Genomic DNA, 14,205 nt, shown 5'->3' on the forward strand with positions numbered 1-14,205 from the left:
GTACCCGTTCAATCCGGTTTCGACTTCGCTCAACCTACCAGCATCGAGAGTTGAGCGGAGTCGAAACTCGGTTCATGAGGATCTTTTTTGCGCGCAAGTCCCTAGCGAAGGCGGTGACGTTTAGGCAGTCTGCCACAGTTCCTTAACTCGACCAACCGGCAGCCAAGCTTCAATTTCTTGCACGCGCTGCTCAGATAGTTCTTCCTTCGTCGCGGCAAAGACCGCACGGGTCACGATCTCCCCATTCGAAGTCTTGGGCACAGACGCCTCGCGATCAACTCGTTTGAGAAACAGGTCAGAGTCAATGCCCAGCGGTGCCTCGCCCCGTAATGGCGGACGTAGTCGGCTCAAAAATCGCACGATGGGGTTAGTATCTTGCCACAGTTCGGCAATATCAACATGCAGTGACTGATCTTCTACCTGGCTGGAGGCTACGTCATCCGACAGTTCTGCGGCAACTTGATCAGCCTGTTGGGTGGTCATCATATCTCGCATCACCCGAAAGACCACTTCGGTGATATCCCTGGCATCGTAAAGATCAGACAAATTGCCCTTGAGCATGACCTTCTGCAAGAAAGACATATTCGCCTCAGATATCTGGGCGCTATTATCCTCAGCACTTTGATCCTCAGTTAAGTTTTCCGGCGGGTTGGCTTTCATGTCGCTCAGCATGGCCTGGCCTTTGTCCGTCAGCTTGGCTCGCTTCAGCGTAATCAAGTGAGGCAGCGGTCCATCGTCCGCCCCGAGGGTGTTGGCGACGCGAACGTCCACTTCATCAGGATTGATCAGGTTAGGCACATCTTCTTGCCGACCGTAGGCGTTGCCGCTAAATTCAGCATCCACGTATTGCTTCTGATTGAGGTAGTCTAAATGCCCCAGTAAGTCAGACTTATTGAGCTTAATGCCCGCAAAATCATCAATGGCAAGGTTGATTTCCTTAGCGTTGACTTGGGCAGCATTGTCGCCCTGCTGCGCCTGATTAATTTGATTCAGAATTAAGTAAACAGCGTCGTCTCGAATGGTAATAGGCATACAGTTATTTTTGAATTCAACAATTGGGCTCTGTTTGATTAGGCGATCGCCCATCTCAAGTTCACCCGTTAATTACGACTCATTCGCTAGCCACACCCGAATCTACGGAGTTAGTAGCTCATAGCCAATAAGTAATCATCAGCAAGGCGTTAGAAATCTCGCATCAATAATTGTTAGTGTTTTAGTCATCAACATAACCAAATATAGGAATTTTCAGCGATCGCCGAAACCATCCGCCGACAGAAATACCCCGCGCCGCAATACGACTTATGGTGGAGCGATCGTGAAACGTTGGGAGGATGCCGGAAAAAGTCGTCCATCTTGCGTTGAAGGATAGCCAGTCTTGTTCCGGCCTGAGCCTGCGGGCCTCAGGCAACACGTAGGCAAGCTGATTCAGATATCTCGGCTCAACGATTGCAACAGCCGTTAACGAAAATCTAAGAGCAATCTTAAATTCCGGCTGATTTTGGGCCTGCCATGGAAAAGCTGTAGGGTGAATCTAGTCACTTGTCAGTTGTTAATCATTCAAAGATTATGTCAGCCAGCTATATCATGGCCCTCGATTTGGGCACGACCGGCAACCGCGCCATCATTTTTGACCAAGCGGGGCAAATCGTTGCCCAGTCTTATAAAGAACTGACGCAGTATTATCCTGAGCCGGGCTGGTTAGAGCATGATCCGAGGGAAATTTGGGATGACATTCGCTGGGCAGCTAGGGGTGTTTTAGACAAAGCCAAGGTGTCAGCGTCGGCGATCGCGGCCATCGGTCTAACCGTGCAGCGCGAGACCTGCCTGCTGTGGGACAAGGAAACGGGACGCCCCCACCACAACGCGATCGTTTGGCAAGATCGCCGCACCGCGCCCCTGTGTAATGAACTGCGGGCGGCGGGTAAAGCCGACGAAATCTACAATCGCACGGGCTTGGTGCTCGATGCTTATTTCTCCGCCACCAAGTTAGCCTGGTTGCTCGACCACATTAAGCAATACACCGATCCGCCCCTGTATCTCGAAAAGACCCTGGCGGGCACCGTCGATAGCTGGGTGCTGTGGAACCTGACGGGTGGCAAAGTGCACGCCACCGATCACAGCAACGCCAGCCGCACCATGCTGCTCAATCTGCAAGGGCATGATTGGGATCCGAATTTATTAGACATGTTTAGCATTCCCCGCCACATCATGCCCGAGGTCAAACCCAGTCTCGGCTTGTTTGGCTACACCGACCCCGACTTTTTGGGAGCCGAAATTCCCATCATGTCAGTGTTGGGCGATCAGCAGGCGGCCTTGTTTGGTCACGGGTGCGACAGCCCTGGCGCACTGAAATGTACCTACGGCACGGGCGCATTTTTGGTCGCTCACACGGGTAACGAAATCCTGCGCACCAATCATGAGTTACTATCGACCATTGCCTGGTCGGTGGCTGGTGATGGCAAGCCGAAGGTGGGATATGCCGTCGAAGGGGCCATGTTTACTGCTGGAGCCTGCATTCAGTGGCTGCGCGACGGCATTCGAGTGATTAGCCACGCCGCTGATACCGAACCCTTGGCCAGGCGTATCGGCACCAATGGTGGGGTCTATTTTGTGCCCGCGTTGAGTGGGTTGGGCGCACCTCACTGGGATATGTCCGCCCGTGGTTCTTTTATGGGCATTACTGGCGGCACCCGTCGCGAACACTTGATCCGAGCGGTGCTGGAAGCGATCGCTTACGAAGTCAAAGAAGTGGTGGATGCCGTCAATGCCGGTGCCCCCACGCCCATCAAAGAACTCAAAGTGGACGGCGGTGCTTGTCAGAACGATTTTCTCATGCAGTTCCAAGCCGACGTGCTGGGTATTCCTATCGAGCGTCCAGCCATTCTCGACACCACCGCCCAAGGAGCCGCCTTTGCCGCCGGACTCGCCAGCGGTTACTGGAAAGATTATCGCGCCCTCGTTGCGACTCGTGGTATTGAGCGGGTGTTTGAACCGAATGACCAAGCTTCGGAACCGCAGGACAACTACGCAATGTGGAAAAAGGCCGTCGAGCGTTCTAAAAATTGGTGCGAGTAAGTCCCGAATCAGTCTTTTGGCTGCCGAGTCTCCTCTCGGGCTCGTCATTCATTCAGTCCAGCAACCTCCGGGGACAAACATGCGGGGACAAACAGGATGGTCCCGCATTCATGGCATCAGCGAGGGGCTGTCGTCCTCTCGCTGCCAGGTGTTGACCACTAGATAGCGACAAGCCTTGGCGGTGCTAATCTTTGATTGCCCTTAGTCGCAGCTACGCTTCAGTTACCCATGCCAGCAGCTCAGCTACCTGTTGCCAGAGGGTCAACGGATTGAAGGGCTTAGTAATGACACCAGCAATGGCAAGATCGGCAAAGCGTTTGCGATCGCGCGCCAGCACCTTCGAAGTCAACAGAATCACCGGCACATTGCGGGTCGTTGGATGCTTTTGCAACTGCTCAAACATCTGAAACCCATCCATTTCTGGCATCGACACATCCAGCAAAATAGCGTCGGGCAGCTCAGTTTGCGCCATGCTCAAGCCCGCTTTGCCCGAGTGAGCCAGCAACGTCTGCCACCCGCCAAATTCTTCCAGAGCAGCTTGCACTACTTGGCAAATATCTGCTTCGTCATCCACGATCAAGATACGTTTAGTCATGTTGTGAACTCGCCTTTGCCAGGGGGACTGTAAAGTAAAACGTGCTGCCTCGTCCCAGGCAACTTTCCACCCAAATTTCTCCTCCATGCTTCTGCACGATCCGCTTGCAAATGGCTAAACCAAGTCCGGTGCCGCCTTTTTGTCGAGCATCCGATACATCCACCTGCTGAAACCGATCGAAAATATGATCGAGCTTTTCGGTTGGGATCCCGCGCCCTTGATCCCTCACCGAGAAGAGGATGGCCGAATTGAAGCGAGGGGCATCAGGCAGATGAGGCGGCCCTTCTTGGCTAGCGAAAGTCCTCTTCCCCGTCGCCACCTTTCTGGGTGCCCCCACAGCCCTCTCTCCACTCCTCAATGGTCTTGCTTCCAGCCAGACCGTTTGCCTGGGATTGGAGAACTTGACGGCATTGCTCAGCAGGTTGGTCAGGGTTTGCAACAGAGCGTCAGGCGCAGCCTGGAGAGTGACACAGCAGGGGATCATCTTCAGGGTGACGGCGGATCGTTCGGCTAGGGTGCTGACGCTATCAATCGCTTGCTGCATGAGGTCTTCTACCTGGCAGGATTCCATCGTGAGCTCGACTTTGCCTGATTCCAGCCGTTCAAAGCTGAGAATGTCGTCTACCAGGCGCACTAAGCGGTTACTGTTTTTGATGGCAATATCGAGCATGGTCTGCACCTTTTCCGGGCGCGTATCGTAAACGCCAGCCCCCAAGAGCATCAGCGCCCCTTCGATGGAGGTGATGGGGGTGCGCAATTCGTGGCTGACGATGGAGACAAATTCATCTTTCATGCGATCGACTTCGAGCTGTTCGCGAATGTCTTGAACATGGCCCACGGAATATAGGGGAGTGCCTTCGGCGTCGCGAATGGACGAGGCATAGAGAACGACGGGAATGACTGTGCCGCTTTTGGCGATGTAGCGCTTTTCTAGTTGAAAGGTTTGGGCTGCTCCTTGATTCATCTGCTGTAAGGCAGAGAGATCGGCCTCTAAATCGTCAGGATGAGTAATGTCTTGAAAATTTATTTGCAGGAGTTCTTCCTGGGAGTATTCCAGAAGATCGCAGTAGCATTTATTGACTCGCAGATATCGACCTGCTGGAGAGATTAAGGAAATCCCAATGGGGGCATCGTCAAAGGCGCGGCGAAACAGTTCTTCGTTGTCTCGGAGGGCCTGTTCGAGGCGTTTGCGATCGGTAATGTCGTCGGCAATGCCGACGACTCGCAACGCATTGCCGGCGTCATCGCGCACGATTAGCGAGTCGGATTCAATCCAGCGGATGTTGCCGTTGGCGTCAAAAATGCGATATTGCAGGCGTTTTTGAGTGCCTTCAAGAAGTTGCGCTAATCCGTCTAAAACGTACTCTAAATCTTCAGGATGAATCTTATTCAACCAGGATTTGCGGTCTTGATAGAGACTTTCGCAGGAGTAGCCCCACAGTCTTTCGTAGGAGGGACTGATGTAGAGATATTCCGCACTGGAAACTGAGATCACGTAGGAAACTTGGTTGAGGGTTTGAGCCACCTCGGCAAATCTTGTTTCGCTTTCTTGCAGGGCGAGTTCTGCTTGCTGGCGTTCGGCAAGTTGCGCTTGCAGCTGCTGAAACAGACTGGCTTGGTCCAGGGCGATCGCTAATTGGGTGCTGAGATTTTGTAGCAGATTCGCTTCTGAGTCTTGCCACTGGCGATCGCGAGAGCACGTCTGCACAATGAGCAATCCCCAAACCTGCTGGGTATTTGTTCCTAATCGCTGCACGATTGGGGCCACAATTTGCGATTTCACCGCCATCGCTGGCCTGGAATCGACGAGACAGCCTGCCCATGGGTCTGTAGAGACATCTGACACAATCCGGGCTTTACCTTGGCGGTAATGGTCATAAATGTCTGGGGGGCAATGCCCATCGGCCCAGTGCCTCGGCTCGGTCACCGGCGATGCCGCATGCACAGCTGCTTGAATGATTTGCCCCGAAATGCGTTGCCCCGAGTCCGCTGAATGCAGTCTGACTAACAGGACTCGATCAGCCCCCAGGGTTTGCTGAATGGCGTTGACCGTGGTGGCCCAAAGCTCGTCTAGATCAAGGGGCTGACGAATCTGTTGGGTAATGGTGGTGAGCAAACGCTCTTCTGCGGCTTGGGAGCGGAGGGAAGCTTCCAAGCGCTTGCGATCAGTAATGTTTTCGACTGTGCCGACGATGCGTACAGTTTTGCCGGTGTCATCGACTAGGGGGAAGGCTTTGGATCTTAGCCAGAGACAGCGGCCATCGGCATGCAGGAACCGATACTCGGCATCGAACGGTGCCCCCTGGCGCTCTTGCTGCAGCTGGGCTTCGACGCGATCGCGGTCTTCGGGATGGATATGGTTGAGCCAGTGGGACATGCCCTTGGCGTAAGCCGGTTCGGTTGGCAAGGGTGCGCCGGGAGAGCCGGTCAGGTCGAGGATGGCAGGGTTTAAGTATGAGTATTGAGCCGTCTCTGTTTCAAACACGAAGAACCCTTCTTTCATGGTTTCGGTCAGTTGGCGAAAGCGGGTTTCACTGGCTTGTAGGGCGATTTCGGCTTGTTTGCGATCGGTGATATCCAGGGCTGTACCGCACAGCTTGATTCCTTGCTGATGCTCCTCCTCAAGGATTTCGCCTCGGCTGATGAGGTACCGTTGGGTGCCATCTGGGCGTTGAATGCGATGTTCCAGACTATACGGAGTGTGGTCCGTCATGGCCCGTTCGATCCGCCGCGTCAGTGCTTCGCGATCGCCTGGCGGAATCATGGCCATAATCTTGTCGTAGCTGGGTTCAGCCTGATCGGGTTCGAATCCAAAAATGTGAAACATCTCCTCCGACCAGGTCACTGCGGCGGTTTGCAGATCCAGTTCCCAACTGCCAACTTGGGCAATGCGCTGGGCATCTTTTAGACTGGCCTCGCTCTGGCGAAGGGCCGTTTCCATCTGCCTGCGCTGGGTGCAATCGCGAATGATTAAGACCACCTCGTCCTGGTTCAGCGGCAAGATCCGGGTCTCTTCCCACAACAGCTGTTCCTTGAACTGAAAGGGAAACTCGAACATCTGCATTTCCCCGGATGCCAGCACTTCGGCAATGGCATCCAAGCGTTTTCGGGCGATCTCTTCGGGCAGCAAATCGGCCATGTTTTTGCCGATATCTTCCGCTCTGACCACCACGGGAAAAGCATCCGTCAGTTTGACATCGAGATAGGTGCCATCGCGATGCATTCGAATCATCAGATCGGGAATCGCCTCCAGAATGGTTCGATGCCGTTTTTCATTTTCTTGCAAGGCGATTTCCGCCTGCTTGAGTTCGGTAATGTCAATCACCACGCCATGCCAGGCCATATCTCCGTTGTTTCGGCATTCAGGGGTTGACGTGCCCTGCAGCCATTTCACCTGTCCCGAGGGGGTGATGATGCGCCACTGATGGGAAAATGGGGTGAGCTGCTCGGCACTTTGGCGAACGGCCTGGGCATAGTCGGCCTGATCCTCGGGGTGGATGCGCTGCAGCAGAATATTGGCATCCTGAAGAATCTGCTCCACGGGTATTTCGTGAATCGCCTCGATCGCGAGACTCATGTATTCAAAACGGACGTGCCCGTCAGCGGTCTGCACCAGAATGTAGAGACTGCCGGGGGACAGCTGGTTGTATTGCTGGAGCCAGCGATCGCGCTGGAGCAAGGCTGTTTGCGTATCCCGATCGCGCGATTTCAGCACCGCAAAGCGTTGGGTAATTTGGTGGCAGGCTAGCCCCGTCAGGGCGATCGCGGCCCCCAGCGGTGCCCCTAAGCCCACGACAGCAGCGACGCCTAAGCGTTCCGGCGCGGCCAGATAGCCAGCCAGCCCAACTGTGCCACCCACGACCGGCACCAGGGGCATCCAAATTAACCACCGTAATGGCAGGTGGGCCACACTGATGCGGAAAGTCTGGGGAAAAACAAAAGACATGACAGAAGAAATAAGTTTAGGAGCGAGCCTTTAAACCGGGCCAAAAAACTTCTTACGCTAAATTTACTCCCGATGTTTAACTGGCTCAGTGGCGGGGGCGCGATGCTGTTCGGGCGGGGCGGGGGGAGAGAGTTCCTGCTGCAAGCTGTCTAACGCCTCCAAACAGTGCTGCGACCAATGCGTTTGCTGATGCATTTGGTCTCGAATGGACTGCTCAAGCGTTTCGGCGATCGCGGCGGCTTGGTCATAGCCAAAGGTGCCTAAACCGCCCGCCAGTTTATGCACCTGACTCAGAATTTCTTGCAGTTGTTTTAGACTCAAGTCCCCTGCCTGGATGGCCTGTTCAGCTTGGGCTAAGGTCGCGAGTCGCTGCGGCCAAGACGCCCGAAATTTTGCCCCAGCGGCTTGCAGCGCAGCTTGCACCTTGGCGGTGCTGGAGCTTTCGCCCATGGCGACAGCGGCCACACGGCTAGACGCGATCGCGCCGGCCCCACCCTTGGATGGACCCGGTTTGAGCCGATAGCCCAGACCGTAGACCGTTTCAATCGGATCTGCTGCCATGCCAGCGGCTTTGAGTCGATGCCGCAAATCTTTGATCAGGGTCGTGACGGATCCTTCCACCGGGGCATCGTCAAACGACCACAGGTTGTCAATAATGTTGCTGCGGCTCAGCAACCGCTGCGGGTTGCGCAAAAACAGTTCTAACAAGGTGTATTCTCTGGGACGGCAAGGGACGATAGCCTGCTGAAACGTCACTTGGGCCGAGGCCGGATCTAAACACAAATCGCCCCAGGTTAATAGCGGCCTTGACGACACCTCACCTCCTCGCCGGAGCAAGGCCCGCACTCTGGCGAGCAGCTGATCCGGTTCGCAGGATTTCACGACGTAATCATCAGCCCCGGCATCTAATCCAGAAATCACATCTTGGCTGGCACCTCTCGCGGTGAGCATGAGGACGGGCGTTTGACAAGCTCTAGAGCGCAACTGCCGACAGACTTCAATACCGTTCAGTTTGGGCAACATCACATCCAATAGGATGAGGTCATAAGGCCACTGAATGGCCATTTCTAAACCCGTCTCGCCGTCGGCAACGATGTCGACGGCATAGCGATTGGTGTCGAGAATCCCGGCAATCAGCTCACAGGTATACGGGTCATCTTCCACAAAGAGAACTTTCACAACCGGATACCTCCAAAAGCGTTGTCTCTATCGGGTGGCACTGCAAATTTCAGTATCGGTCGTTGAGGGGTTTGCTTGCCTTGGGGCTGAATGAACCGTGGGCATCGGTGAATGTGGCATCGTCGCTGAGTGCCCCAATATTAGGGTAAAGAGCAAGGCCCTTTACCGCTTCTAGAGAAATGTGTCGGGAGCGTTACGATGGCGACTCACCTGCTGAATCAACAGTAACGCTACCACCACACCCACGAGTCCGGCCGCGATCGCGTGGACCAACGCCTGAATTGCCAGCATATTGGATGGTGACACTAAGGCCCCTTGGGCGATCGCCTGGTCGGGCGTGATCACAGTCGCGCCCTGGGGGATGCGCAACATCCGCAGGGTCAACCGGCTCACTTGCCCCAAAGCAATCAACACAGCCATGATCATCACCGCCAAATTCGTCAGGAGGCCAATCAGCAACGCCCGTTTGACCCCTGACTTAGAAGGCCGGATGTCTGTAGTTTCGAGCCGGGCGGCCAACCGGGTATAGCGATAACTCCAGAACGTACCGAAACCTAGAAATCCTAGACAGAGGAGAGCCAGCCAAAATCCCAGAGAAAACAGGCCCTGCGGCCATTGTCCCAAGCGGGTCAACACCAAACCTAAAACCACCAACAGGGGAATCAACCCCAAAAGCACCTGTAGCCAAAACCCCAGCCAACCGAGGCGGCGACAATTGCGGGCAATTTGCTCTGGAGTGGGGCTCCCCGCTCCGGGACGAAGAAAGCTAGCCATGGCAAAACCCTCTAGATTGCTGGGGTAAATCGCATTGAGCCGCTATCAAACTTCAATTCAATGAACAGTTCGCCATCCATGAAGAAGAAGGAGTTGGCGGCATCGATAAAGCGCAGGTAATCATTACTGATGGAGTCAGGCGGACACGCGGCCAGAGTGGTTGGTCCCAGGGTGATGCCCAGGCGATTATCTTGCCCCAGGGTGTAAGAGCCGATAGAGCGATTACAGTCGGCCTGCACAAAGACTTCGCCACTGGCCGTGAACTCTAGGGTGTAATTTTGCGGGGGATCAGCGGTAAATACCTGACCATCATTGAGCTGAATCTGCTGTAGTTCCCAGGTGGTGCCCGTTAAGCCAGAGGGATCGGCGGCGATGCGGGACTCACAGGCGGCGATCGCAAGGGTGTAGAAATTGCCATTAATGCCACCCACCCGAGCATTCACAATGGCTGGCTGCCGCCCCGTTAGCGATTGAAACGGGATGGAGTAAGTCATGCCAGCCTGAATATCGCTGCGACGGCTAAGCGCCGGTTCCGTACCGCCTTGAGGGAAAACGAGATTAGCGGTGAATTCGTAAGGCCCCGTATTTTCAGGCGTAATTAGCGCCACAAAATAGTCAAAATTCCGGTTATTAGGCACGAGAAAGTCAGTATTCCAGTTGCCTTGAAGAACGAGTCGATTTTCAATTCGCTTACGAATCTCTGTTTGGCCAGTGGTGACCTCTTGCAGTGCCACGCAAGCTTCTTCTGGCTCTGCGGTGGTAGTTTGAGCCAGCTTAGGAGCTTCTTCTACCGGGGTAGCGATCGCCGCAGCACCGTTCAAAAACAAGCTCAGACCCGCTAAAGCACCACAACTTAAATTGAAGTAGGTTTTGAATTTGGGATACTTCATGAGTTACTCCTGACCAGTAATCACCAATCAGAGCAAAAAAAGCGATCGCTCCTCAAGGTAAACTAACCGTAAATCATGAAACTATGAAACTGATATGAATGAGGATCTTATTTGAGGTCCTCCTAACGTTTTAGAAAAAGATGTAGAGGCTCATAATTAGAGAATGTCACTCAAAACTAAAGGGGATATTTCAAACTCCGTCAATGGCTGAGATATCCCGACTACTCAGTGCTGTCGAATCGGGAAAGCACTGAGTCTATTCAGGGCTGTCGAATGACTTACTGAGATGACATTTAAGGGGGCTTGGCACCGCTAAGGTTATCTAAATACACCAAAAGGCGACCACAAAAGCCCATGCCACTATTTATCATTCTGGATAATGCAAGTGACTAGACATCGCTTGCGGAACTCTTTAAACACCCCCCCCTAAGACTAAAAACACAGAATTGCAGCCAAAACACTGTGATGATAGCAATGAGTCCCTATTTCTCAACGGCGGCTACCAAACAAGTGCGCATAGATGAAGGAAAGTTCGCATCCAATAAAGAAAATCTGACACGTCAAAAATATCCACAGCATTAAGATCATCACACTGCCAATAACTCCGTAAGACAAAAATCGACTACCGATAGAGACAACGCTATTGGTAGTAAGTTGTTGCAGTCCAACGAGTGAAAACGCAGTGACCAATGCTCCTAACCAAACATCATTCCAAGAAAGTCTGATCGAGGGCAACACTTTGAACAGAATGGCGATCGCTAGAGATAATATCAAGACTGAAGAGCCAACCTGTAAGCTGTTGCTTAGCTGTAGCTCATCAATTTTGACAAAGGAAAATGTTTCGGCAAAATTGGTGGTCAACTCAATAATGACTTTCACTACAATGTTCGAAGCCAGAGAAACTACCATGAGCAAGGCAGTTCCTAACACCAACAGAAAGGCAAATAATTTATTAGTCACAAAAAAGACCACCATTTGCATGACCGACCCAGACTCTGAGGCTCGGTTAGGGGTTTGCCAAATGCGATTAACTGACTGCCTGAGAATACTAAACACGGTAGTAGAGGCCCACAACAACAGAGCAGAGCCGATAATGCCTGCACCCACACTATTGCTATTAAGGGCAATGACAGTATCCCTGACCAAACTATGAACCTCTGCGGGCAAATACTGCACAACGGCCATTTGAATTGCTCGAAAAGCCTCAGTATCAGGGCCGACTAAGGCCCCCAATATGCTCAGCAAAACTAGCAATAAAGGGAATAAGGAAAATAGGGTGTAATACGACAAGGCTGCGGCCATACCGGCAACATTATCGCGGTCCCACTTGAGACCAGTTTGAATCATTAGCTGGGCTGGTTTTGAGGGTAAAACCGTTGTACGCAGATAGGGAAGTACGGAGCGTTTCAAGTCCCGAAACATGGTGTCAAGGTGCCAATAAATTCGTAAGCAAGTATTCTACTGCCTGACGAATTTAGGGTCGAGTTTCGATCACCCGTCCAGCGCTGACAAACGATAGGCCCTGATTCCCTTGAGTATTGATCATGACGGCTTCGACCACCGGATCCGGAATCTCCGTTTGGGCGACCCATTCCACCAAAAAAGCGGCCCCAATTCCACCGGTGACATCTTCTTGTCGAATGACAAATTCCGTCGCCATCAGCGGACCGAGCTCCACAGGATTTTCCAAGTGACTCTTCACCAGGGCACCTTGGCTGTCATGGTAATCAACCGCAGTCAAAATCATCGGCTGAGTACGGCTGGTGTTGCGAATACTCAGGGTCGTGGTCAGGTTGATGGTGCGCTCCTCATTCACCATGAAAATATAAGAATAAACCGGCACATACAGGGTTTGGCCAGCAGCAATTTCGACTGTGCGATCGAGGGCAACGGGCCTCAAATCTGGGGTGGGTGGCGGAGAAGCTGGCACACTAGACTCGCAGGCAGTGCTCACGAGAACGCCTAATCCGATCACCAAGGCTAGGCCAAGTCTTCGACCAGAGCCACGTAAGATGGCTAAATTATGTCTCATACTGTACTCCGCTAACTACCGTAGGGGTTACGCCCTTGCAAGTAATGCAAACAGGCGAGTGCCAATGCGCCTAAAAGGGCATAAATGGTCATGGCAAAAATTAAATTTAGATCAAAAATTCGACTGGCATCAGCATTAGTGGGACTGATGAATAGCGTAGAGAACGGAGCGACAAAGGGATCAGATAAGTCAAAGATAAAACTTGCAAAAGCATTGTTTGGATTAGAGCGAGTTAAGCGCAGAAATAAGCACAGCGCCAGCAAAGTTTCTAACGCTCCCACCAATAGAATGATGGTGTTGCGAATCCAGCCAAACACTCGCTGGCGTTTAGCGGCTTTAAGCTGAGCGGCCTCCTGCCTAAGGTGTAAGGCTGCAAGCTCTTGTCGCTGTCGTTCGCGATCGCTCTGCTCGTAAAGGTTATTGTTAGGAGACTGATTCATCGTATTTGTAAACTCAGATTTAATCACCTAGGGGATATTTTCTGGTAATTTTGAGGCATAATATCACCTGTCAAAAAGATAATTCAATCCAAATGTGAAGTACCAAGTTATCGAGCACAAAGACTTTCTTGAGGTTCATCTAAATGTAAATCACTTTCCTATTTCTGCCTATTCAACAAATTCAAACTTTTCAGATTAGTCAATCTAATTTTAAATCAAGATTTGCTTTCTATTGAGTTTTTTCATAAAAAAAGATCGGAGCATCCATTAGTTTTCTAAAAACTCGGTAGCGGTGATAAATTTCACGTTTACTAAAGAAAAACAGTGAAACGGCTTCCCAAAGAAATACCCAGCCCCCAATAAAAATACCTTCTGTGACAACCGTGGCCCAATCGGATTCAATGTCATGACCGGGATAGGTAACTCCTACCCATAACAACAGAAAACCGATCGCGACATACCGTAACAGTCGAATATTGATTTTTCGCAGTTCCCGCCTGAGAAAATATAGCCGAAAGCTAAAGTAAGTTTGCAGGGCAGTACGAACCTCCTCTTCTCTTTGTCGATGCTTATTTTCGACTGGCAGCCTAAAAATTAGCTCAATGGGAAATTTAAAGGGGATCTCTTCGGCGCTCCCTTCTAGGTAAAGCTCTAAATCGGCATCAATTTCTCGTTTCTTAAAGGGAGCTGGATCCCATTCGTTAAAAATATCCTCGTAGCGATCAAGGGCAATCTCAATCATGTAGCGGTTAGTGGATTTATCGAGAGAGTAAATTTCAGTAAAGAACTGATCCGATTTCATGAGTTTCCTTTTTTGGGATTAAAGTTGCCCCATGGATAAAACTAATACGTTGCTTGATGGAGGAAATTTAGAGTATCGCTTGGCCCTAATACCAGTTCAATTTGAGTTTGCCATTTTTGCCATTAATGAACCCTTGAAGGTCAAGAGGCTGAAGCCCCTGGTCAAGCACAGCTTCACAGAGGGTTGGTATAACTTAGTTCGTCGAATTGCTGTGGTCAGTAAAAGAGTGAAACGAATTCTCAACTCAGGGTATTTTCAAAGAGTCAAGAGCGTTGTATTGGCTATGGAAACAATCTGGCCGCATTCAGTGAAGTGTCGCCAACATTGGTGCTACTGTAGCGGATTTGAGTTGTACAAGTAGCTAAATATCGGTCAGAGGATTTTTGAAATCTTGCCTAAGAGGATGTTTTAAAAGGGTTACTTTGCGTAGCAAAGATGCCCTCAGTCCCTTGAGATTGGTCTGAAATGCTTC

Annotated in this window: 11 protein-coding genes; 1 reads left to right on the top strand and 10 read right to left on the bottom strand. The window is 51.8% G+C overall.

Features of this window, described 5'->3' with window-relative positions:
- Positions 1-120: 120 nt before the first annotated feature.
- On the bottom strand, positions 121-1,032 hold the full coding sequence (locus tag JUK32_RS02840) for a DUF2267 domain-containing protein (protein ID WP_204137339.1): 912 nt from the start codon (positions 1,030-1,032) through the stop codon (positions 121-123).
- A 534-nt stretch (positions 1,033-1,566) separates the two neighbouring features.
- On the opposite strand from JUK32_RS02840, the gene glpK reads away from it, so the two are divergent.
- Positions 1,567-3,075, top strand: coding sequence for a glycerol kinase GlpK (gene glpK / locus JUK32_RS02845; protein WP_204137340.1), 1,509 nt, complete (start codon positions 1,567-1,569; stop codon positions 3,073-3,075).
- Between the two features lie 211 nt (positions 3,076-3,286).
- Here glpK and JUK32_RS02850 read toward each other — a convergent pair whose 3' ends face one another.
- The 9 genes from JUK32_RS02850 to JUK32_RS02890 form a co-directional block, all read right to left on the bottom strand.
- Positions 3,287-3,670, bottom strand: coding sequence for a response regulator (locus tag JUK32_RS02850; protein ID WP_204137341.1), 384 nt, complete (start codon positions 3,668-3,670; stop codon positions 3,287-3,289).
- Entirely contained in the window at positions 3,663-7,616 is a 3,954-nt protein-coding gene (locus tag JUK32_RS02855; RefSeq protein WP_204137342.1) for a PAS domain S-box protein, read from the bottom strand. Before JUK32_RS02855 ends, JUK32_RS02850 begins: the two co-directional genes overlap by 8 nt.
- 63 nt (positions 7,617-7,679) lie before the next feature.
- Complete coding sequence (locus JUK32_RS28380) at positions 7,680-8,795, bottom strand: response regulator (RefSeq protein ID WP_204137343.1); 1,116 nt, start codon at positions 8,793-8,795, stop codon at positions 7,680-7,682.
- Positions 8,796-8,966: 171 nt separating this feature from the next.
- Positions 8,967-9,569 carry a DUF3611 family protein gene (locus tag JUK32_RS02865; RefSeq protein ID WP_204137344.1) on the bottom strand — a complete coding sequence of 201 codons (603 nt, stop codon included), beginning with the start codon at positions 9,567-9,569 and terminating at the stop codon, positions 8,967-8,969.
- A gap of 11 nt (positions 9,570-9,580) precedes the next feature.
- Complete coding sequence (locus tag JUK32_RS02870) at positions 9,581-10,459, bottom strand: META domain-containing protein (protein WP_204137345.1); 879 nt, start codon at positions 10,457-10,459, stop codon at positions 9,581-9,583.
- A 489-nt stretch (positions 10,460-10,948) separates the two neighbouring features.
- A complete protein-coding gene (locus JUK32_RS02875; protein ID WP_204137346.1) occupies positions 10,949-11,881 on the bottom strand; it encodes a YihY/virulence factor BrkB family protein in 933 nt (310 codons plus the stop codon).
- Positions 11,882-11,933: 52 nt separating this feature from the next.
- Positions 11,934-12,389 carry a DUF3124 domain-containing protein gene (locus tag JUK32_RS02880; protein ID WP_309224472.1) on the bottom strand — a complete coding sequence of 152 codons (456 nt, stop codon included), beginning with the start codon at positions 12,387-12,389 and terminating at the stop codon, positions 11,934-11,936.
- A gap of 113 nt (positions 12,390-12,502) precedes the next feature.
- Positions 12,503-12,931 carry a YggT family protein gene (locus JUK32_RS02885; RefSeq protein WP_204137348.1) on the bottom strand — a complete coding sequence of 143 codons (429 nt, stop codon included), beginning with the start codon at positions 12,929-12,931 and terminating at the stop codon, positions 12,503-12,505.
- A 229-nt stretch (positions 12,932-13,160) separates the two neighbouring features.
- Positions 13,161-13,733: a hypothetical protein gene (locus JUK32_RS02890; protein ID WP_204137349.1), complete on the bottom strand. Its 573-nt coding sequence runs from the start codon at positions 13,731-13,733 to the stop codon at positions 13,161-13,163.
- Between the last annotated feature and the right edge of the window lie 472 nt (positions 13,734-14,205).

The organism is Halomicronema sp. CCY15110 (genome assembly GCF_016888165.1).
Lineage (GTDB): Bacteria > Cyanobacteriota > Cyanobacteriia > Phormidesmidales > Phormidesmidaceae > Halomicronema.

Bases quoted from the DNA above. Each gene is read 5' to 3' on its own strand.
- JUK32_RS02840 (WP_204137339.1), bottom strand. From the start codon at position 1,032: ATGCCTATTACCATTCGAGACGACGCTGTTTACTTAATTCTGAATCAA.
- glpK (WP_204137340.1), top strand. From the start codon at position 1,567: ATGTCAGCCAGCTATATCATGGCCCTCGATTTGGGCACGACCGGCAAC.
- JUK32_RS02850 (WP_204137341.1), bottom strand. From the start codon at position 3,670: ATGACTAAACGTATCTTGATCGTGGATGACGAAGCAGATATTTGCCAA.
- JUK32_RS02855 (WP_204137342.1), bottom strand. From the start codon at position 7,616: ATGTCTTTTGTTTTTCCCCAGACTTTCCGCATCAGTGTGGCCCACCTG.
- JUK32_RS02865 (WP_204137344.1), bottom strand. From the start codon at position 9,569: ATGGCTAGCTTTCTTCGTCCCGGAGCGGGGAGCCCCACTCCAGAGCAA.
- JUK32_RS02870 (WP_204137345.1), bottom strand. From the start codon at position 10,459: ATGAAGTATCCCAAATTCAAAACCTACTTCAATTTAAGTTGTGGTGCT.
- JUK32_RS02875 (WP_204137346.1), bottom strand. From the start codon at position 11,881: ATGTTTCGGGACTTGAAACGCTCCGTACTTCCCTATCTGCGTACAACG.
- JUK32_RS02885 (WP_204137348.1), bottom strand. From the start codon at position 12,931: ATGAATCAGTCTCCTAACAATAACCTTTACGAGCAGAGCGATCGCGAA.
- JUK32_RS02890 (WP_204137349.1), bottom strand. From the start codon at position 13,733: ATGAAATCGGATCAGTTCTTTACTGAAATTTACTCTCTCGATAAATCC.